At 55.4% G+C, this 21,174-nt stretch carries 17 protein-coding genes; 10 read left to right on the top strand and 7 right to left on the bottom strand.

Features of this window, described 5'->3' with window-relative positions; all coding sequences use genetic code 11:
* The 3 genes from SE15_RS06640 to SE15_RS06630 form a co-directional block, all read left to right on the top strand.
* Window positions 1–2,468, top strand: a 2,468-nt coding sequence (locus tag SE15_RS06640) for a CHAT domain-containing protein (protein WP_083461755.1), incomplete at its 5' end; no start/stop codon positions are given.
* Window positions 2,469–2,479: 11 nt separating this feature from the next.
* Window positions 2,480–2,866, top strand: coding sequence for a hypothetical protein (locus SE15_RS06635; protein ID WP_054521285.1), 387 nt, complete (start codon window positions 2,480–2,482; stop codon window positions 2,864–2,866).
* Window positions 2,866–3,780 carry a hypothetical protein gene (locus SE15_RS06630; protein WP_054521284.1) on the top strand — a complete coding sequence of 305 codons (915 nt, stop codon included), beginning with the start codon at window positions 2,866–2,868 and terminating at the stop codon, window positions 3,778–3,780. Before SE15_RS06635 ends, SE15_RS06630 begins: the two co-directional genes overlap by 1 nt.
* 152 nt (window positions 3,781–3,932) lie before the next feature.
* Here SE15_RS06630 and SE15_RS14800 read toward each other — a convergent pair whose 3' ends face one another.
* The 6 genes from SE15_RS14800 to SE15_RS06605 all read right to left on the bottom strand — a co-directional run bounded on the left by SE15_RS14800 (window position 3,933) and on the right by SE15_RS06605 (window position 13,519).
* Window positions 3,933–4,061: a hypothetical protein gene (locus SE15_RS14800; protein ID WP_269082261.1), complete on the bottom strand. Its 129-nt coding sequence runs from the start codon at window positions 4,059–4,061 to the stop codon at window positions 3,933–3,935.
* Window positions 4,039–5,235 carry a TIGR02391 family protein gene (locus SE15_RS06625; protein ID WP_054521283.1) on the bottom strand — a complete coding sequence of 399 codons (1,197 nt, stop codon included), beginning with the start codon at window positions 5,233–5,235 and terminating at the stop codon, window positions 4,039–4,041. The genes SE15_RS14800 and SE15_RS06625 overlap by 23 nt, the downstream gene beginning before the upstream one ends.
* Window positions 5,223–6,521 (bottom strand): Piwi domain-containing protein, encoded by a 1,299-nt coding sequence (locus tag SE15_RS06620; protein ID WP_054521282.1) that lies wholly within the window; start codon window positions 6,519–6,521, stop codon window positions 5,223–5,225. The genes SE15_RS06625 and SE15_RS06620 overlap by 13 nt, the downstream gene beginning before the upstream one ends.
* A 2-nt stretch (window positions 6,522–6,523) precedes the next feature.
* Window positions 6,524–7,303: a hypothetical protein gene (locus tag SE15_RS06615; protein ID WP_054521281.1), complete on the bottom strand. Its 780-nt coding sequence runs from the start codon at window positions 7,301–7,303 to the stop codon at window positions 6,524–6,526.
* Between the two features lie 67 nt (window positions 7,304–7,370).
* Window positions 7,371–10,661, bottom strand: a complete 3,291-nt coding sequence (locus SE15_RS06610; protein WP_054521280.1) for an Eco57I restriction-modification methylase domain-containing protein — start codon at window positions 10,659–10,661, stop codon at window positions 7,371–7,373.
* Window positions 10,658–13,519 carry a helicase-related protein gene (locus tag SE15_RS06605; protein WP_054521279.1) on the bottom strand — a complete coding sequence of 954 codons (2,862 nt, stop codon included), beginning with the start codon at window positions 13,517–13,519 and terminating at the stop codon, window positions 10,658–10,660. Before SE15_RS06605 ends, SE15_RS06610 begins: the two co-directional genes overlap by 4 nt.
* Before the next feature lie 440 nt (window positions 13,520–13,959).
* On the opposite strand from SE15_RS06605, the gene SE15_RS06600 reads away from it, so the two are divergent.
* A complete protein-coding gene (locus SE15_RS06600) occupies window positions 13,960–14,619 on the top strand; it encodes an O-methyltransferase (RefSeq protein WP_201778060.1) in 660 nt (219 codons plus the stop codon).
* A 69-nt stretch (window positions 14,620–14,688) separates the two neighbouring features.
* Here the strand turns inward: SE15_RS06600 and serC are convergent, their stop codons facing one another.
* On the bottom strand, window positions 14,689–15,786 hold the full coding sequence (serC, locus tag SE15_RS06595; RefSeq protein WP_054521278.1) for a phosphoserine transaminase: 1,098 nt from the start codon (window positions 15,784–15,786) through the stop codon (window positions 14,689–14,691).
* 392 nt (window positions 15,787–16,178) lie between these two features.
* Between serC and SE15_RS06590 the strand changes: the two genes are divergently transcribed.
* The 6 genes from SE15_RS06590 to SE15_RS06565 are packed head-to-tail and all read left to right on the top strand — an operon-like array spanning window position 16,179 to window position 21,165.
* Complete coding sequence (locus SE15_RS06590) at window positions 16,179–16,682, top strand: NADH-quinone oxidoreductase subunit J (RefSeq protein ID WP_054521277.1); 504 nt, start codon at window positions 16,179–16,181, stop codon at window positions 16,680–16,682.
* The gene (locus SE15_RS06585; protein ID WP_054521276.1) at window positions 16,669–16,980 is read left to right on the top strand and encodes an NADH-quinone oxidoreductase subunit K; all 312 of its coding nucleotides are present in this window, start codon (window positions 16,669–16,671) and stop codon (window positions 16,978–16,980) included. Before SE15_RS06590 ends, SE15_RS06585 begins: the two co-directional genes overlap by 14 nt.
* 4 nt (window positions 16,981–16,984) lie before the next feature.
* Window positions 16,985–18,793 carry an NADH-quinone oxidoreductase subunit 5 family protein gene (locus SE15_RS06580; protein ID WP_054521275.1) on the top strand — a complete coding sequence of 603 codons (1,809 nt, stop codon included), beginning with the start codon at window positions 16,985–16,987 and terminating at the stop codon, window positions 18,791–18,793.
* Entirely contained in the window at window positions 18,794–20,299 is a 1,506-nt protein-coding gene (locus tag SE15_RS06575) for a complex I subunit 5 family protein (protein WP_054521274.1), read from the top strand. It abuts the gene before it with no gap.
* 8 nt (window positions 20,300–20,307) lie between these two features.
* On the top strand, window positions 20,308–20,625 hold the full coding sequence (locus SE15_RS06570) for a hypothetical protein (RefSeq protein WP_054521273.1): 318 nt from the start codon (window positions 20,308–20,310) through the stop codon (window positions 20,623–20,625).
* A 30-nt stretch (window positions 20,626–20,655) separates the two neighbouring features.
* Window positions 20,656–21,165 (top strand): NADH-quinone oxidoreductase subunit B family protein, encoded by a 510-nt coding sequence (locus SE15_RS06565; RefSeq protein WP_152965553.1) that lies wholly within the window; start codon window positions 20,656–20,658, stop codon window positions 21,163–21,165.
* The last annotated feature ends 9 nt before the right edge of the window (window positions 21,166–21,174 follow it).

Below are 21,174 nucleotides of genomic sequence, written 5' to 3'. Positions count from 1 at the left end.
AAGCGCACTACGAAAACGCCCTGGAAGTGCGCCGTCGCGAGGTGGCCCCTGCGGATTGGGCGATGACCGAGCACGCCCTGGGCAACCTGTGGCTAAGGCGCTACGAGCGGAGCGGGGAGGAGGCCCATGCGCAGGCGGCGGAAGCGCATTACCGAAACGCCCTGCTGGAATACCGTCGCGAGGTGGCCCCTGCGGATTGGGCGATGACCGAGCACGCCCTGGGCAATCTGTGGCTAAGGCGCTACGAGCGGAGTGGGGAGGAGGCCCACGCGCAGGCGGCCGAAGCGCACTACGAAAACGCCCTGGAAGTGCGCCGTCGCGAGGTGGCCCCTGCGGATTGGGCGATGACCGAGCACGCCCTGGGCAATCTGTGGCTAAGGCGCTACGAGCGGAGTGGGGAGGAGGCCCACGCGCAGGCGGCCGAAGCGCATTTGCGAAACGCCCTGCAGGAATACCGTCGCGAGGTGGCCCCGTCCCAGTGGGCGACTGTGCAGCATTCCCTGGGCAACCTGTGGCTAAGGCGCTACGAGCGGAGCGGGGAGGAGGCCCATGCGCAGGCGGCGGAAGCGCATTACCGAAACGCCCTGGAAGTGCGCCGTCGCGAGGTGGCCCCGTCCCACTGGGCGACTGTGCAGCATTCCCTGGGCAACCTGTTTGCCCGGCGCTACGAGCGGAGCGGGGAGGAGGCCCATGCGCAGGCGGCGGAAGCGCATTACCTGGCCGTCCTTTCCCAAAATGAGACCTCTCCTCTGCCCTCCATTTTTCCTTTCCGCAGTCATGCGGCGCTTACCCGCCTGTACTTCAGGCAAAAGGATTGGGCAGCGAGTGTTCGACATTTCATTCAAGTAAACACTCGGTTGACGGAGTTGCTGGCTTGGCAAAACTTTCGCAGCGGCAAAGAATCCTGGCTTCGAGAGACACGGGGGCTGGCTGCGCAAGCCGCCTTTGCGCATCTGCGCCTGGGGCAGCCTGTGGCCGCGGTGGAAGCGCTGGAGTCCGGCCGTGCCCGTCTGCTGGGCGAGGCCCTCGAGCGCCAGCGCCGCGACCTGGAGAACCTAGCCGCGCTTGGCCGCGGGGATTTGCACGAACGTTACCGGGAAGCCGCCCAACGCTATGACGAGTTGCTTCGCCAGCTCAGTGATGTCCCTGGCCGACTGGCGCAGGCCGTTCCCCCCCGCCTGGTCGACTGGTTGTCCCGCATCCAAGCCGCTCAGGCCGAACTGAACGCGGTCATCGCCGAAATCCGACAAGTACCGGGCTACGAGACCTTTCTGAAGACCCTCACCGCGCAGCAAATCCGGGCTCTGGCGCAGGAGGCGCCGCTGGTCTACCTGGCGGCTACCCAACACGGCGGCCTGGCGCTCGTGGTGACGGGAGATTCCGTCCGCTGGGTGGAGCTGCCTTGCCTGACCGAAGCGTCCTTGCGGCGGCAGGTCGTTGGCGATGAAGGGCAAAACACCTACTTGCGCGCCTACCTGGCCTGGCGCACCGCCCCCTATAACGACGAACGCCGCGATGACTGGGAAGAAGTGTTGGACAAGACCTGCGCCTGGCTGTGGGAGGCGCTGATGGAACCGGTCCTGGCAGCCCTGCGGGAAAACGGCCTGCCGGAGGGAAGCCGCGTCGTCCTCATCCCCTCTGATTGGCTGGCGCTTCTGCCGCTGCACGCCGCCTGGATGCCCGATGACACGCCTCCCTGCAAGCGGCGCTATGCCCTGGATGAATACACCTTCACCTATGCCCCCAGCGCTCAGGCGCTCTACCACGCGCGCACCGCGGCCAACCGCCCCGCCGACAGCCTGCTGGCGGTGGAAAATCCGCGCGGCGACCTGCCCTTCACCCCGCGGGAGGTAGAAGCTGCAATGGCTCACTTTGTCGGACGGAGCCGTCGCTTGGCTGAGCAAGAGGCTACCCGCGCGGCGGTGATGGCCGCCATTCCCCAAGCGAACGTGCTGCACTTTTCCACACACGGCTTGGCCGGTTGGGGGGAGGCCGAAACGGCGCACTTGGTGCTGGCGGACGGCGTTCTGACCCTGCGCGAGGTGTACGGCTTGAGGCTGGAAGGGTGCCGCCTGGTGGTGCTTTCAGCCTGCGAAACGGCTGTTCCCGGACTGGAAATGCCGGATGAGATGATTGCGCTGCCCTCCGGCTGGATGCAGGCCGGCGTGCCGGGTGTGGTCGGCAGCCTGTGGTCGGTAAACGACCTGAGCACCGCGATGTTAATTGCTCGCTTCTACGACCTGTGGCGCGGGCAGGGGCTGCCCTTTGCACAGGCCTTGCGACAGGCTCAACGCTGGTTGCGCGACCTATTCCAGGACGAAGCCGCGCTGGCTGAACTGGAACGCCTGGCGCAATCAGGCCGCCTGCGCATGACTGCCGAACAAGCCGAGGCCTTCCTGCCGGCGGCGCTCCTGCGCGACTTTCGCCATCCCTACCACTGGGCAGCGTTTACCTTTACCGGTCTGTAAGGAGGTATTGAATGAGCCATTCCGAAGAGCAAGCGGTGTATCGCGAGGTCCGCTCCCTGCTGCCGGAGATGGATCCCGAGATGCGCACCCAAGCCGAGGCGCTGCTGGCCAAGGCCGAACGCGGTCAGAAGACCGATGTAGCCCTGCTGAAGCTCATCCGCTCCGACCCGCGCCTGCGGGAGATCCTGGCGGCGCGCCTGAGTTTGAAGGGCAGCGAAACGGCACGCAGTCTCTACACCCCCTCGGCCGGGGATGTGTTTTCACCGGTGGCGCGCAAATTCATCTGCCCGGAGTGCGGGTCCACCCGCTACCTCCAGAAGGCTGGTGAGGACCCTGGGGTGTGCCCTAAAGACGGCCGGCCGCTCGTCCCATTTTTTGAACAGGAAGAAGGTCAGTGATGCTGACCAAATTCTGGGAAAAAACCGGTGAGTCTCTTTCCGCCCGCTGGCTGGAATATCTCTTCGGCCCGGCTTTCCTGTTTTGGGGCGGGGGGCTGGTCGTCCTCGCCCTCGAAATCGGGTTCGATACGGTTTGGAACTGGATTTCGAGCCGCGACGCGCTGACCCAGGCGGTCCTCCTGGTGGTCAGCGCGCTGGTCATTGCGCTCTCCTCCAAACTGATGGAACAGTTGCGCTTTCCGTTCCTGCGCCTGCTGGAGGGCTATTGGCCCTGGCCGCTGCGCTACCTGGCGGAGCCGCTCAGCCGCCGGCAGTGGCAGCGCATCGAGCGCCAAAGGGAACGCTGGAACGCCCTCAAAGGCAAAGAGGAGCAGGGCAACCTGAGCCTGGCAGAGACGCGCGAATTGGCGCGCCTGGAAATGGCCGGTCACTACGCGCCTCCCCGCCTGAGCGATTGCCTGCCGACCGGGCTGGGCAACCTCCTGCGCGCGGCCGAAGCCGCCCCGCGCGATAAATACGGCCTGGATGCGGTCATCTGCTGGCCGCGGCTGTGGCTGCTGCTGCCAGCCGAGGCGCGTCAGGCCCTGGCGGAAGTTCGTCAGAGCCTGGATATGCGGGTGGAACTCTGGGCCTGGGGGCTGTTCTTCCTGCTCTGGACGGTCTGGCAGCCGTGGGCGGCGCCGGTGGCCGTGTTGTGGATGTGGGTTGCCTACGCCCTGGCGCTGGAGGCCGCCCGCGTATACGCCGACCTGTTCGAAGCGGCCTTTGACCTCTACCGCTGGCGGCTGTACGAAGCCGCACGTTGGGAGGCGCCGTCTGTTGGTGGCGCCGAGGAGGTTGCCCTGGGGCAACGCCTGACCGAATTCCTGTGGCGGGGCACGGCGCAACCTCCTGTTCGCTATTCCAAGGGCTGAGCCACACGCCGGAGCGTGCCAGGTTCAGGAAAAGGCATCCGTGCTCAGGAGGGGGTATCGGGGGGCATTGGGTTTCCTGCGACCGGGAGGATGTTGCCAAATTTAAGGTGCTCCGGGCGCCATACCCTTTTCCTGGTAGGCGACAACCGCCCCTAGATTCGCTCCCACGCTTCCAGCACCAGGCGGCGGGTGCGGTATTCGCCATACTGGCGGATTTCCTTCTCCTTCAGCACGCGGAAGGTCTCGCCGGGGGAAGCGTTAAGGGGCAACTCCTGTTGCATCTTGCAATCTTTTCATTACTAAACTGATTACCACTAGTTGGTCAATCGCCTCATAGGCATCAATCTCGACCCAGGTTTTATCTTTTGGCTGGTGTCCCTTTGGGTTACGAAACGCCTGGAAAATGCCGATTGTTAGGGACGAGAATCCTTTTTGTTCATCCAGTTGTGAAACAAAATCCGTAGATTTTGTATCTAGTGGGTTCAATTTCACGCGAGGCTCAGAGAAAGTGCGAGGACTCATGTCCGGTTTGCCTAACACATCTTCGGCCAGGTTGACACCTATTCTCGTATAACCGGATATTTTCCTTAAATAATCTTCCAGTGCTTTACATGTCTCGAAGACTGCACTGAAGTAATTTCCGGCTTTGAAATCTCTCTCTGCGATTTGTTTTACTCGGTCGTGCAACGGGTAATAATCAAACAACATAGCCGGGTCGGGGCGACTGGTTTCCCGGATGAGTGCTTCATAAAGCAATGCCAGTTCCCACTCCGACAAAACGCGCCGGGTGTCGAACTCATCTGTCTTGTACAAGAGCAATGTGGGTTCGATACTTTCAAATTGCAACCAGCAATGGTTTTTGTCCGTTACTTCGTTGTATTTTTCTGCCCACCAAAGCATTGCGAGCACATCGGTTGCATCTAATGGCTGAGATAATTGCAGTGCATGTTTCCCCCCAACTTCTTTCAACGCAGCCGCGAACAATATCTGGCGTGTCAGGCCGCCTTTTGTCTGTGAACCAACAACGTTCACGAAATGATTTTTTGCCTTTCTCCTTCGTTTTAGGGAAGAAATGCCAAAGGCCATGAGAAAAACTTGTTCAGGGTAGCGCAACGGTGAAAACCTATTATCGGGGTTCAACTCTAAAAACATATTCAGAACCTTTTCAAAAAAGGCTTTATCTGGAGCATAACCAAATTTAGACTGGAGCCAGACCAGAAAGAGTAAGGGGCTGATGTTGCGTCGAAATTGCCAGGCCGACTCTTCTTGAGCCCAAGCTTGTAATCGTTCGAACATTTCCTGGGCTAGCAAAAACGATGCACTTCCCTCGCACAAGAATGCGTAAGCGAGCCAGGAGGCCACAAATGGGTCCCACTCCTGGTCTAGTTCATTTTTGCGCGCTAGTAAGGCGCGCTTCACTTCTTCGCGATATTGAATCAGGTTTAGAGAAACCATGCTTTATCCGCCAGCAGACCCAATTGCGCTACGTGTTGACGCCAGTTCTCAACGCCTATTTCAGCAATTAACTTCGCAATCAAGGCAGAATAGTTCAACGTAGCTGGTACAGATTGAGCGTTGAAGCCGCGCCAGTTTACACCAGCAAAGTCGAAAACTTGCCTCACCAGCCGTGGAAATTCACTTGGCGAAATTGTTGACCGAGGATCAAAATGAATTTCAAACAAGCGAGGAACACCTTTGCGATTGCGAACCTCTTCACTTGTTCGAAAATCTCTCTTACGACCGTCGAGGAAGAGCAAAGTTTCTGTCTCGGAAAGCACAACCTTTATGCCGGATTGGGGAACGTAACTGGAGTGTGCAGAATCAAATAACCGATAAGAACTATATCCGTTCAAATGCAGAATGGCGTACGGAATATTTGCCCCCAGTTTCTTCATTGCTTGCTCTGCTGCAAAAAACTCGCGGAATTTACCGGGCTTTTTGCACAGGTGTATCACAATTTCGTCAGGGTTTCCGTTCAAGTTAGCATATTCATTGTAGGCTTTGGCGATAACGCCCGCCAGTGCTTCCTGGTAAGCACTTCTATCTTTCCAATAAACCGATTGAGGGGCAATGCTGGAAAAGAACAGATAATCACCATCACTGCTAAAGAGCGTAACAAACCCCACCACCCTTTGCTTTTGTTTGTCCTCTGCGCGGCTTATGCCCACTACCAGGCTTTTTTGTTTTTGCGGAGAAAGGACCGTCCAGGGAGTGCCACCTACTTTAGCATACATTTGCAGTGCAATATTTTCAAGCATCCAGGGTAACTGAGAAGAATTACGAAGTTTTTCCTGGGTAGCAAATTGACTCGGAACGCCAAGACCTATTAGGATTGACTTGGCGCTAGTGTAAAAGGAAGGGTTTTGCGTTGATGTGAGAAGTAGAACAATATCTGGATTAGTATCTCGAACCCATAAACGAAGGTTTGTATCGATCTGCTCCGGTATCTCTGCAGAAATGCTACGCTCACTGCAAACAGTGAATGGAAGCCGAAATAGTTTTTGGAAGCCCGCAAAAGAGCCATTGCCATTCTGCAAACCGCTTACCACAATTTGCTTTGTGCTTTGTAGAGTCGCGGGATAAACCACCAGACAATTTATCCGATCCTTTCCAAATGTCATTGCGTCGTAGGGTCCATAATTTTGAAGTCCACGGCGTGGGGAGTAATCCCATTGACTTACGGATGAAGCGCTAAATCGCAATTTCGGAGGTGAGAGTTTCTCGCCAACAAAATACGGCATGGCTACCTCCCTAAGATGACCCGGAAAGGAATGGAACCCAACTGTGCCTGTCCGCCACATGGCAGGGTAAACTCGTGAAACTCTTGGGCGAATGGAAGCAAGTAGTCGTGCATCCGCATTTGTGAGATTTGTAAGTTGAAGCGCATTGTGCTGCGCAGAAATTCTTCCTGGGTTTTGGTCCTCGTGCTGCGCAGAAATTCTTCTTGAATAACCAGGGCTTCGTTCAAGGCATTTTTTATGCGCATTTGGTGCATGTTGAGCGGATTGCCCTGTTCATCCTGATATGCCCAGACGACATCCACAACCAACCCCAGAGATTCAACGGCAGGGTAATGCGCGCATCGCAAATCATACCCGGCAAAAACTTTGACCTTCCCCTGGGATGTTACACCTTTTGGGGATGGATGAAAGATCTTTGCTCTGGCCTCAAACCCTTTAGGGGAATTTTTTTCTCTTTGCCAAAAACCTTTGGACAAGGCTGACAGAATTAGTCCATCCATGACCACATGAGCCGCAAGCGCAGGAATATCTCGGAGGAAAATCTTGTCTTCCTGGAAATCCTTGCCTGCCAGAAATGCGATTGCATCTTGACCATAGCCGTACACGCAGTTCTTGTGAGCGTACACGAAAACATTCGCTTTTTGACCCTCAATATCAGTGCGCAATGCTCGCAGGTCAACTACTTGCGTACGTTTAATAACCATGATTGTCACGGCTTCTTCGGGCAAGGTTACCGGGAAAATATTGGTATAAAGACCGGGTTGGAGTTGTATGTTGTTCATTGCTTTCCTTTATACTTATGTACTCATTTCATAAAAAAGTTAACCAAAAAGCTAATTTCTTAAACCTTTATTCGAAACTGTCAAGTATGCTTTTTCTTGAGGCTACATTTAACTCATAAACTTCAAATAGTAATTCATCAATAGATTCAGCCGCTAACCTATTCTCTCCCTTGGACTGAATCAATGTGTTTGCCAGAGAGTGGATTTCCTCCCTCATTTCAAATAACTTGGATGGAACAAAAATGCGATTAAGAGCGAATTGGTCGAAATGCATTGTTCGCTGTGCAAATCCATAGACAATGCGATGCACTAGCCAGTTTATTAGTTTGGAGGAGAGTACAGCCACAATAGACTCTGGTGATAATACATTCGTTGGACACCTGACAATATTTACTGTATCTAAACAAACTGCATTTGAATAATCAACTGTGCCAATGATTTTTATGTGCGGGCGGGGACGCGAAATATAAGCAACAATGTTTTGAAATACAGCTTTGGGACCCGAAAATAAACCAAAGTCGTCTATTTGATCCTCCGTCAAGAAACCCGAAATAGATTTGAGTGTGTAGGGTGCTATATCTTTTCCTGCGATAACCGGAATTTCGCCTTGTTGTCTCATAATTCGTTGAAATCCCTTACCCCTTTGAGTTGACAAAATTTCACCAAGAAACAACCAGCTTATGGAAGACTTCTGAAAGCGCTCAAGAATTTCAAGTAAGGTTGGTTCTGGATTTATGAGCCAAACATCAAATTTTCTTAGAGTCTCTTTTGATACGATGACAATATCGGGGATATCAGAAAATAACCGTTGAGTTTTTATACTAGGGGGTCTCGTTCCTTTGTTAACAACTATAAGGACTTGTTCCAGCAAAACATCATTCCATGCCTGTCCGAGATCAGTTGTTTTTTCAACGAAAGGAAGCAAGAGATTGCGTAATTTACTCCACCTAGTTGAGTATATGATTGATTTTGGGGTGACTAACCCAATTCTTCCAGTTTCACTAGTTAACTTCAAAGTCAAGACCCAAAATAAACTTGCAGTATTAAGTGAACCAACATCAATGTAAAGCGATCTAAGAAATTTATATTCCCATTTACTTAGTTCAGCACTAAAAGGCGGGTTGCCCAGCACCACGTCAAAGCCGCCTTTGGCGAACACTTCCGGAAACTCCAACGGCCAGTGGAAGAAACACGCTTCGGCGGCCAGGGCTTGGACCTGTGCCAAGGTCTGCGGCGGCACGGGCTGGCCGGCCAGGGCGCGGTGCACGACAGCGGTGGTGATGGGCGGGGGAGAAGCGGGGGAGAAGGCCTGGAAGAAGGCGGCCGTCCACAGGTCGCAGGCGTCCTTTTGGCGCTGCCAGGCGGGGTCTTGGGCGCGGGCCTGGTAGCGTTCGCGTTTGCGGTGCACCAGTTCGGGCGTATCATCGGGGATGGTGTCCAGTTCCTGCCCCCACTGCGCCAAACTACTCAGATCGAGGTCCGGGTTCCAGCCGAAGAGGGTCAACTGCCCCTCACGCTCGGCTTTGTTCTGGCGCTTCAGGCCGGCGGCCAGTCGGCGGTCATCGCCTTCCAGCGGGTCGAAGGCGCCATCGGGCAGGCCGTCTTTCAGGATTTGCAGGTCGAAGACGCCCACCAGCGAGTCGCCGTGCTTGATGCGGTGCTCGAGGAAGGTGAGCGGTTTGCCCTCGGCGTGGCTTTCGAGCCAGAGGGCCACGCGCGCCAGTTCCACCGCCAGGGGGTTTTTATCCACGCCGTAGATAGAGTGGGTAACCACATCGCGGATGGCGGCGCGTACCTGCTCGGGCGCGGGTTCGTCCTCACTGGTGCGGGTGCGCGCCAGTTCCTTGCCCAAACGGCGGGCAGCGGCCAGCAGAAAGTGCCCGGAGCCGCAGGCGGGGTCGCAGACCTTGATGGAGAGCAGGGCCTGCTCGCGCGCTTGTGCGTTCTCTTGTCCTTTCAAGCGCTGGGCGATGACCGGTTCCAGCGCGCTGCGAATCAATTCGCCGACCAGCTGCGGCGGGGTGTAATACGAGCCGGTGGATTTGCGTTCCGAGCCGGGGGCGAGTTCGAAATGCGGCACACCGCGCGAATCGAAGTGCACGGTGGGGTGGTAGTCGAGCAAACTCTCGTACACCGAGCCGAGTTCTTCGGTATCCAGCGCGGCGTAGTTGACGCGGCGGGGTGGGTTGTCGTAGAACGCCAGATGCCAGAAGGCGGTGAGCAGGTCGCGGTTGGTGATGAGGGCGTTGTCCAGTTCCTGCGAGGCGAAGAGTTCGCCGTTGAGCGGCGGCACGCCGAGCAGGTCAGCCAATTTGTCATCCCGAAAGACCTGCCACAGGGCGCGCAGTCCCAGCCACAGGTCGGGGTCATCGGTGTAGGCGGCGCGGTTTTCGCACAGGTGGCGCAGGCGAGAGATGCCGTAACTTTCCAAGTAAAGTGGGTTCTGCCCCATCAGGCCGCGTTCTTCGGAGACGAGCAGGAAGAGAAAGCGATAGACCAGGCGCAGGAGTTGACGGTAGAACGCCAGCGCCCCTTCGCGCCCAATCCACTCCCGCAGGGCGGCGCTGCCGGGGTGGCTGAGAAAGCCGTTCGCCAGGCCAATCAGGCATTCTTCCACGCCCTCACGCAGGTGCTCGCGCACCCGTCCGCCCTGTTCGATGGATTGCTGGTAATACAATTCCAGCAGGCAGTCTTCGGCACGGCCGTCTTTGGGCAGGCGCGTGCGGTGCAGCAGGCGGTAGAGCAGGACGAAATCGGCGAAGCGTTCCTGCTCGAAAAGCGTTTCCAGGTCGAACTCGACGTAGGCCTGGCGACGGACGAAGGTGGAATCGCGCAGCAAGCGCAGGATGCGGCCGTTGGTTACCAGCCCCCAGAGGGCCTCGGAGCGGTTCAGGTACTCCTGGACGAGGGCATGCGGCGAGAGTCGCGGTCGGCCCGAGGGGGCGGGGCGGCCCAACTCCTGGCGATAGCCGACAATGTGAACCGGGGTGGGCTGTTCGGGCACGGGGGAGGGGAGCAGGGCGTGCGAGAAGGCAAAGGTCAGGCCATCTCGCTCGATGGCGCGCGGCTGATACTGCAATTCATAGCCCAGCAGGCGCAAGAAGGGGATGACCCACAGTTCGCGCGTTTCGGAGGTAGCCAGGTCTTCTTCGGGCAGGCGTTCCAAGCGGCGCTGGAAGATTTGCCACAGGGAGCGGGCATCGTGATAAACGGCAGCGATCTCTTCCGTCAGATTGCGGCCAGGAGGCAGGCCGAAGTCCTGCGGCTTCTGACCGGGCAGGTCGGCGTGGGCCAGCGCTTCGAGCAGGTCAGGGCTGAAAAGGCCACCTTCGATGCGTAAGGAGGGGTGCAGGTTCATGCCGCACCTCCAACGGGCTTCAAAATCAGCGCTCCCAGCAAATCCACCGGCCACTGGGGCTGAACGGTCAACTCCTGTACTTGCAGGCGGACGGCTTTGCGGATGCGTTTATGGGCTTCGGTCAGATCACGGGCGCGGGCTTCGATTGGCGGGCGCAGGTGTGTTTCCAATGCGGGATATTCCCTGAGAACCGCGTCCAGGGTGGCTTTCTTCTCCTCCAGCGGTAGGTTGGCATCGGGCTGGGCCTCGGCTAGCAGGCGCAGGGCCTCGGCTTCGGGCAGCCATGAAAAGGCGGCTTTCACGGTTGAGGTGTAACCTAAAACCCGCACTTCTTCCGAGAAAAGTGGAGTCTGGCCGGGTACCTGGATGAGATAGCGCACGCGCAGTAAGAGCAGGACGGTGGGTCGGTCCACCGTGCGGGTGGCAATGACGCCGCCGCGGGCAGCGTGCGCCGCTCCACCTTTGGTCAAGGCTTCTTCGAGCAGGTAACGCGCCAGCGCCGCCACGAAGGGATGATTGCGCCCCAGATATTCCGCGCCTTCGGGGGTGGGGGAGGTAAAGGTAATGCGCCAGATGCCATCTTTGGGCTGGGGTAGGGCAAAGCGAAGCGCCTCGGGCAGGTCATGCGGCAGAGGCGCGGTTACCAGGCGCAGGACCCGGCCGTCCTTCTCGTGAGTCAACTTCAGGCCGAGGCGCTGGCAGGCTTCCAGGACGAAGGCGCGCACAGCCTGCGGGTCACCCAGGACGGAATCGGCGGCTTCCAATTCACGGCGCACTTCATCGGGCTTGAGGGCACGCTGGGCAAAGCGCGTGCGGGTGCGTTTCTCGCGCTCGGCGTCGCGCTCCCATTGTCGGTGCAGGCTGGCGACATCGTTGGCCATGAAATCGAAGGTTAGTTGCTGCGCCCCGGATTGATAGCCGCCACGCAGGAAGAGCGCCTGCAGCACGGCTTCGGTTACACTCTCGCTCTCTTCAGGGACCGGGACGTGCGTACCGAGCGCCTTGTGAATCTCGCGGGCTTTGTTGAGCAAGACATCGAGCACCACGCCGTCCACCGGGTTGTCGGCGCCGTAGTAGCGGATGACCTTGACCTGTCGGGCGGGTTGGCCGTAGCGATCCACCCGTCCCTCGCGCTGTTCCAGGCGGTTGGGATTCCAGGGCAGGTCGTAGTGGATGACGGCGGTGAACTTTTCCTGCAGGTTGATGCCCTCAGAAAGACAATCCGTGGCGACCAGGATGCGTGGGCGATTGGCGTCTATCTCCTCGATGCGGGCGCGGCGTTCCTCGTCGGCTTGCCTGCCGGTGATGCAGATTACCTGAACCTGCGGCTGGCTCCCAACCAGGCGTTTTTGCAATTCCCCGGCCACGTACTCGGCAGTGGCGACGTAGCGGCACCACACGATGGGATGGTAGCCCTCGGCGAGCAGATCGCTCACGGACCGAATCAGACCCTCAAGTTTGGTATCCTGCCCGGGCTGGAGCAGGGTGGCAGCCAACTTACCCAGTTCGCGCAGTTTACGGCGTTCAGCATCGGGCAGGGTGGATTCGGTCTCCTCGATCGGTTGGGTGGGTTGCTCGTCGTCGGTGCGGTCGCTGTCGGACTCGAAGACGAAGCCCCGGAAATCCACCTCGTCTACCCCTTCAGTCTGTTCCAGCCGCCCGTGACGCGTTTCCAAGGCAGCCAGAGCTGCCGCCGGGCTGGACATGACACAGCGCAACAGCGCCAACGCGCCCCAGTAGCGCACGCGGCGCTTGCGCTCTTCTAATTTCAAACCCGTTCGCACGATTTCGGCACAGAAGGCGTAGGTCTTTTCGAAGAGGGTGCGGTAGGCGGGCGAAAGGCGGTAGGTCCGGTCTTCATGGATCCGCTCTGGGAAGCAGGATTCTTTTTCCCAATCGTGTTCGATGTCGTTGCGGGTGCGCTGCACAAAGTGTCTCGCCAGTTCACCCAGGCGGTTTTCACTCAGGGAATCCATTTCCCATTCTTCGAAACGGGGGTCGAGCAAACCTAGCAGAGAGCGAAAGGCCGACTCGATGCCGCTATGGGGTGTGGCGGTTAGTAAGATGAGATGGCGATTTTTCTTTTTGGCGATTTCTTTCAGAAGTTCGTAGCGTTGTTGCTGATTTTGGTTCTTTGCCATCGCCGCGCCGTGAGCCTCGTCCACGATGATCAGTTCGGGCGCGTGCAGCAGGAAGGCATGGCGGTTGCGTTCGCTTTTCACCCAGTCTATGCTGATGACCTGCACCGGGTAGTGTTCGTAAAGGGTGCGCGTGGCCGGTTTGCGACGTTCAAGTTGACCTACCGTGCCAGAGCGGATGACTACCGCCTCGTGGAAATTGAATTTCTCGACCAGCTCCTTTTGCCATTGGTCGCACAGGTAAGGCGGGCAGAGGACAGCCAGGCGCCGGATCTCCCCCCGCTCCCATAATTCGCGGGCGATGAGCAAGGCTTCGATGGTCTTGCCCACACCTACATCATCGGCGATGAGCAGGCGCACCGGATCAAGGCGTAAGGCCATTAAGAGCGGTACAAACTGATAGGTGCGTGGGCGGATGGAAATGCGTCCCAGTGAACGCAAGGGCGAGGCACCCTCGCGCAGGGTTAGCCGTGCTGCCTGCCATAGGAGGTGCGCCCCGATAGCATCCGAGATGTCCTCCGGATTGGGAAGCGGGAACTTCGCCGGACACGGCCGCTCCTCGGGGAGGGTGTACCCCAACAGATTGGTTAACTCCCTGTGAAGAAGAAGCGTTTCATCCACCATACCGGCGAGTGGGCGCAGGGCATACACGGTAGGATCTTCATGGGGTAGCAGTACCCAATAGCGGTTACGCAGTTTGACGATAGTACCCGGATTCACAAAATTTCCCTCCTAAATCGGGCAATAAGTACAATTTCGTATTCGCAATCGGCATCAAAAAGAGAGATACCCATCAATCCTTAGTGACTGTTTGTTACTCACGAGTATGTACCATACCCATCCGGATAATTACCGAGTTCGAGCTTGAAACATTCTGGTTCTTTGGGGATCCCCCAAAATGGCGATCAAAAAATTTGTGAGTGTAGCGGTAAAAGCAATGAGGAATGGTCCTCATAAAAACACAAATTGTTTGACCTGCTAGTTTAATTATACCCCTGCATACTCAATTCTAACTGCAATCACAGAGAAGTCTGTCAGTTATCGCATTCTTATCGTCAAATGACTGAGATTAATCCATTTAACAACCGCCTGACTCGAAGAAACCCAACCCGTTGGCTTTGGATTTATAATTGCCCTGGTAACGAAATCATGAAGTAATTTTGTCGAAGATCATGTCTCAAACCACCCCTGATACGCCTGAGATTCATCATTACATCAAAGGCTTGTTTGCTAAGGAGGACACCCTCCTTCGCCAGGTACGCGAAGGTCTTGCCAAACAGGGTCTACCGGAGATCGCCATTGACCCGGAGGAGGGCGCCTTTTTGCACCTTCTGGTACGACTGAGCAAAGCGCGGCGTATCCTTGAGATTGGAACCCTTGCGGGCTATAGCACGCTTTGGCTGGCGCGTGCCTTACCTGAAAATGGACGGATCGTTACCATCGAAAAATCACCCGTTCACGCACGTATCGCGCGCCAGAATTTCCAGGCGGCCGGACTTGAGGAGCGCATCCTTCTCCTCGTTGGAGAAGCCCGGCAACTGCTGGCCAAAGTAACCTCCTACGCTCCTTTTGATTTCGTTTTTGTTGATGCGGATAAAGAAGGCTACCCTGATTATTATGCGCTGGCCATGGATCTCATTCCCACAGGTGGCGTTGTTGCTTTCCATAATGCGCTGTGGGGTGGAAGCGTGGCTCGAGACGTGCATGGTCCCACCATTGATGCTATCCGCGATTTTAATCAAATGGTCGCGGATGACCCCCGTGTTATCTCCTATATCTACCCCGCAGGCGATGGCACGTTAATCGCGGTAAAACTTTGAAAAAAAAGAAATCCCAGGGCTTCCACGGCGAGTGGGTAAGCCCTGGGATTGGTTTACCGGCAGGTTGGACTATCCGTAGCGCTGTTGGAAATCCTTCATGAATTCAACCAAAGCCTGTGCAGACTCCAATGGAAGCGCGTTGTAAAGCGAAGCGCGCAACCCGCCTACCGAACGGTGACCCTTTAATCCGATCAAATCGGCTTTCTTGGCTTCTTTGACAAAGGTGTCTTCTAACTGTTCGTTGGGCAGGCGGAACGGGATGTTCATGATGGAGCGCGCTTCGGGGCGGGCATGACCACGGTAGAAGCCGCCGCTTTCATCAATGACTTTATAAACCATGTCGGCTTTCTGGCGGTTGATCTCATACATTTTTGTCAATCCCCCCAAGCCTTTTAACCACTTCAAGACCAGACCTGTAATATAAATTGCATAGCAGGGCGGAGTGTTGTGAAGAGATCCACTCTCGGCCAGAACTTTGTAATCTAACATCACCGGTAGTTTTTCCGGAACACGTGCCAACAGATCTTCACGCACAATTACAATGGTGACCCCCGCCGGTCCTGCGTTTTTCTGCGCCCCTGCATAAATGACACCGTATTTACTCACATCAATTGGCTGGCTGAGAAAGTCTGAAGACATGTCGCAGACCAGGGGCACCCCTTCCGGCACAACGGGTTCACGCTTGAATTCGACCCCGTGAATGGTCTCGTTATGGCAGAAGTGCACATAGGCTGCATTGGGATCGAAAGACATTTCTGCGTCCTCAGGTAGGCGGGTAAAGTTCTCGCTTTCCCCGTTGAACACCACACGGGTATTTCCCAATTTCTGCGCTTCCTTAAACGCAGTGCGACTCCATGCCCCAGTGATAATGTAATCCGCCGAAGCTCCAGCAGCTCGCAAGTTCATTGCCACCATGGCGAATTGCAATGAGGCACCCCCTTGTAAAAACATCACTTTGTAGTTTTGTGGAATGCCAAGCAACTCGCGCAGATCTGCCTCAGCGGTTTGGATGATGGTCTCAAATTCTTTGGAGCGGTGAGACATTTCCATCACCGACATTCCGGTGCCCTGATAGTCAAGCATTTCTGCCTGAGCCTGCTCCAGAACCGGCACCGGCAAGACCGAAGGACCTGGATTGAAATTGTGAACACGTTTATAGGCGCTCATGGGTTGGACCTCGCATTTGGGAAAATCTTGGATTATCTTGCTGCCCTGGCTTTTCCAGGTTGCACCCTAATTATCATACACCAAATTCAAAAAAGTGGAATAGAGTTTTGTCTGACATTTTATGAAACGTGGGAAGAGGGGCGATTATGCTATTGATAAAACCGCCTTCTTGTGGAAACTTGAGTTGTGGATAAAAGATGAAAATGACCAATGTGCCTTACTGAGAGTTTGCTTTGCTGCCACCACGTAATTACACTCCGCTCCTATGCGGAGCCTTTAGGTCGGGAGATTTTGTGAACATTAGCCCAGATTCTCGTGATGAGTTACACGTGACAAAAAGCACAAACTTGTTGTATACATGATTAGTCAACGAGTCAACAAGGAGGAGGCTTATGGTCTACGCACTGATCGGAGTGGGGGCGTTGGGTTGTGCGATAGCCGCTGTAACGACAAAACGATTGCTCAATTCAGCAATTTGGCTGGCACTCACCAGCGCTCTAGTGGCATTGGAAATGTATTTGCTGGGGGGGCCGTTCATTGCTGTGATTGAGTTAAGCGTCGGGGCTGGTTTGGTAACCGTGCTGTTCGTGTTTGCGATCAACCTGACCGGCGAGGAGAGCACTCCCAACGCCCATCCGGTTTTGAAGGGGCTAGCGTTGGTGTGCCTCCTGGCTTGCCTGGCGCTTGTTGCCTATTGGGTGCTTCCGCCCACCCTGGTCTCTCCTTCGAACCCGGATACCCAACCCCTGGCGACGATATTTTGGGAGGGGCGCCGTTTGGACACCTGGCTCCAGGCTCTTCTCATTTTTACTGGCGCTCTAACCGTCCTGGGACTCTTACGTTCGACGCCCCAAGAAACTGATCAAAAGGAGGAAAATCCGGATGGATTACCTTGATGGCGTCATTGTCTTGCTGGTGGTACTAGGATTGGTTGGGATCGGAATCTACGCCATAATGGTTTCGAGAAACCTCATCAAAATTATCATTGGTATGCAAGTGATGGTAAAAGGGGTTTTGCTGGCTTTTGTTCTCGCTGGTCGGGTGAGCGGAAATATGGGCCTTGGGCAAAGCCTGGCTTTGACCGTCATTGTGGTGGACACCATTGTGGCCGTGGTAGCACTGGCTTTAGCCGTTCGGGTGCGAAGGCGTTTTGGCACCCTTGACCCCCGGGCTTTGACCACATTGCGGAGGTAAAGCGGTGGTAAACGGATGGCTTCTACTTCCCATAGGAGTTCCCTGGCTGGGATGCCTGGCTGTTTGGCTGGTAGGGGATCGAAAGCCTCGCTTGCAGCATACGCTGGCGGTAATTTTCTCGGTTTTAGCGGGTGCGACAGGGCTGGCACTGATCCCCTGGAGTTCGCAGCGCGCCACTCTGCTTCTTCCACTGGGAGGCGTTTTTGATGATTTCCGTCTGGCAACAGATGGCTTGAGCGTTTTCCTTACCGTGGTGGCCACCGTGATTGGATCCTTGGCGGTTATTTTCTCGGTGGATTATATGCACGGTGAGCATTCGCTCGGGCGTTATTATGCATTTGTACTCTTTTTTATTGGTTCCATGTCTGGCCTGGTGTTGACTACCAGTTTGTTATGGATGTTCGTATTTTGGGAACTTACCGCTTTATGTTCGTATGCCCTTATTGCTTTTCATAATGATGACCCTAAGGCAGTACGGGGTGGTGTGAAAGCCCTGATCATGACCCAATTGGGCGGTTTGGGGTTGCTTTTTGGGGCCCTTTGGTTGTATGCCTATACGGGAAGTTACGATATTAACCAGTTCCTGGGAAATCCGAATGTGGTTCCTCCTGCGGTGCTGAGCTGGATGGCATTCGGCTTTTTGATTGCAGCGGCAGCCAAGTCGGCTCAGTTCCCGTTCCAGACTTGGTTACCGGATGCGATGGAAGCCCCTACGCCGGTCAGCGCATTGATCCATGCGGCTACTATGGTCAACGCGGGGGTATACCTTTTAGCACGATTCTATCCGGCATTTGAAGCCGTACCGGGTTGGAGGCTCGCCGTAATGATTGTTGGCATGCTCTCCGCCCTGTTGGCAGCGCTGATGGCGCTAGTGGCATTCGACTTAAAACGTGTATTGGCCTACTCCACTGTTAGCCAACTGGGGTTTATGGTGTACGCGGTGGGGGCGGGGGGCGTTTTCGCCAGCCAATTCCACCTAATGAGCCATTCGGTTTTCAAGGCGCTACTCTTCCTGGGAGCCGGTGCGGTCATTCACGGGTTGGGGACGCGCGATATGCGCCAGATGGGGGGCTTGAGGCAGAGCATGCCGTTCACGCATGCAGTGTTCATGCTGGGGGCTCTTGCTTTGGCCGGCATTCCCATCCTCAATGGATTCTGGAGCAAAGAGCTGATTCTCGAGGCAGGTCTTGGGCATGGTAACCCGGCGTGGATTGCGTGGTTGATGATCCTTAGCACTGGTCTAACGGCTGCTTACACGGTGCGCATGGTATCGTTGGTCTTTTACGGCAATGGTTCCAAACATCACCATGAGGCACATGATGCTGGAATGGCGATGAGAACGGCGCTCCTCCCCCTGGCAGCAGGTACATTGAGCACTTGGTTGTTGCTTGGGCCTTTTTACACCGCTCTAAAGTCAAGCCTGCCGTATCATACTCTTGAACTGGGTACGGTCTGGGAAGAGGTGGTGAAGGTAGCAGGTTCTCCAGAATGGGGTATGACATTGGGTGTGGGAATGGAAATCCTGCGTGAGCCTTCAACTTATCTCGTGTTATGTGTGGTGATCGTGGGTCTTGTGGCTTGGTTGGGGCGATCACGCTTGGCGAGCCTGATCGCGACCTTCAAGGGTGTAGAGAAAGCGGCGCAAGCCTCATTTGGATTTGAGGCGATCAATGAGGCGGTCGTTCAAGCCGTTCAGAAAACGGGGGAAGCGCTGCGCGTGACACAAACGGGGTATCTGGCCTGGAATGTCTTTGCAATTTTGCTGGGCTGGCTGGTCGTGCTCATCTTGACGATGTTAGGGAGGGCGAGCTAGATGGATGCAAACATGGCAGTGATTGGACTGCTGGCTCTGCCGTTAGTGGGGGCGCCTTTAACCTACCTCGCCGATCGCCTGGTTCTACGTCGAGGTGGAAAGCCGCGCCTTGGTCAATGGATCACCCTGGTGATTTTGCTGTTGAGCCTTTACATTTTGGCCATTTTTTGGCGCAGTGAGACGCGGCGAGAAGGAGTATGGCTCCTGGTGGGATCCATTTCCCTGCATTGGGATGGCCTCTCCGTACTCCTGGCCTTCACAACCCTCTTACTGGGGAGCGTGGTCACATTATTCTCGGGGACCTACCTGGCTGGGGAGAAAGCCCATGATAAGTATTTTCCACTTCTTTTGCTCATGATCGGGGCAATTATTGGGTTAGGGGCATCCAATGATCTCTTTAACCTGTGGTTATGGTTTGAATTGATGGCGGTCAGCACTTATCTGCTGGTGGCCTTTTACCCTCAGGAAAAAGGTTCTTTGGAAGCCGGTGTTAAGTATCTGGTTCAGAGTGCCGTTGGATCGGTGCTGATTTTGCTGGCCATTGCGCTCACTTACACCTTTGCCGGGACATTGCAGTTAGACGGCATCCGTGCACGTTTTTCTGATCTCAGTGCACCCTTATGGGTTGCAGGATGCTTGTTCATAATTGGGTTTGGGGTGAAGGCTGCTCTGGTACCGCTGCACACCTGGCTGCCGGATGCTCATGCTCAAGCCCCGAGTGGAATCAGTGCGATGCTTTCGGGGGTGGTCATCGAGGCTGGCCTGGTTGCCATGCTACGGGCTCTCACGGCCCTGGGGGCTGCAGAAACCCATTGGGGTATTCTTTTGATGGGGTTTGGGGCCCTCAATATGTTATTTGGAAATCTGATGGCTTTGCGACAACATCAGATTAAGCGGTTGTTGGCTTTCTCGAGCGTCGCTCAGGTCGGTTACATGCTCGCCGGGATTGGTGTGGGATTGGCCTATCAGCAACCGATTGCACTCGCTGGTGGAATGTTCCATCTATTTACCCATGCCCTAATGAAGGGTTTGGCCTTTTTAGCAGTAGGCGCCCTTTTGTATGCGTTGGTGATCAGTCACCATCAACACACTCCTCTAACTGTGGAGGATGTCTGTGGTGCAGCCCAGCGCTATCCCCTTGCCAGTTTGACTTTGGCGATTGCACTTTTGGGGTTGGGCGGGTTACCTCCACTGGCGGGATTTATGTCGAAATGGCAGATTCTCGTGGGTGGATTTAGCGCGCAGACGAATGCTTCGGTGGCATTGATGATTTTCGCCGGGTTGAATAGCGTTTTGTCGCTGGGATACTATGCCCCTATCGTTAATCGCCTCTACCGTCATCAAGCCTCCGAGGCTGTTCTGAAGGGCAATCCCCTACCGCTTGTGATGATCCTTCCTCTCCTTATTGTTGCTCTGGGAATTCTTGTTCTTGGCTTTGTGCCTTCATTGATGAACCCGATAAACGACTGGGCGGCGTCGAGCATTTTAGGATTCGGGATACGTTGAGAGGGAAGATGTCCATGGAGATTTTATTAACACCACCTCTTGCGTTTCTGGTTTATCTGGGCGTTTCACTGGGCATTCTGGGGTTGGGCAAACTTCTAGCCCCACCGGAAAAGCACTCACCGCTAAAGGATAGCCCGTATGCTAGCGGGGAGGAGGCGGATGTGACCTTTGCGGCTCCCGGGTACGCGCCATTCTTCCTGGTAGCATTTTTCTTTGCAGTTGTCCATCTGGGGGTCTTGATTCTAGGGACAGGAGATCTTTCACCTCGCATTTTACCTTACCTTTTTGGGGTGTTACTTACCCTTATTGCGGTCATATTGGGTTAGTGTGGTGAGGAGTATAGAAAGGAGTAACAAATGAGCGACAAAGATAAGGGTGTTGGGTTTTTGGACAAAATACGAACCTGGGCGAGGGTAAATTCCCCCTGGGCATTGCATTACAACAGTGGTTCGTGCAACGGATGCGACATTGAAATTCTGGCTACCCTGACTCCACGTTATGATGTGGAGCGCTTTGGGATTAAATTACAGGGAAGCCCACGCCATGCTGATGTGTTGATCTGCACTGGGCCAGTGACCATGCAATCCCGGGATCGTTTGCGTCGCATTTATGAACAAATGCCTGAGCCCAAGTTTGTAGTGGTGGTGGGTTCCTGTGGAATTTCGGGCGGTGTCTTTCAAGGGTGCTACAATGTCCTGGGGGGTATTGAAAAGGTTATCCCGGTAGATATGTACATTCCGGGGTGTCCCCCCAAACCCGAAGCGATCATTTTCGGAATTGTGCAGCTGCTGGAAGCGCTGAAAACGGGACGAAAACCCGAGGCAGTTGCAGTGATCCCGGAACCTCAGTTTGAAAACAAAGCATAGAGGAGTGAG

The sequence above is a fragment of the Thermanaerothrix daxensis genome (genome assembly GCF_001306145.1).
Lineage (GTDB): Bacteria > Chloroflexota > Anaerolineae > Anaerolineales > Anaerolineaceae > Thermanaerothrix > Thermanaerothrix daxensis.
Note: the sequence above shows the minus strand (reverse complement) of the source record. Positions and strands in the feature narration are given on the sequence as shown.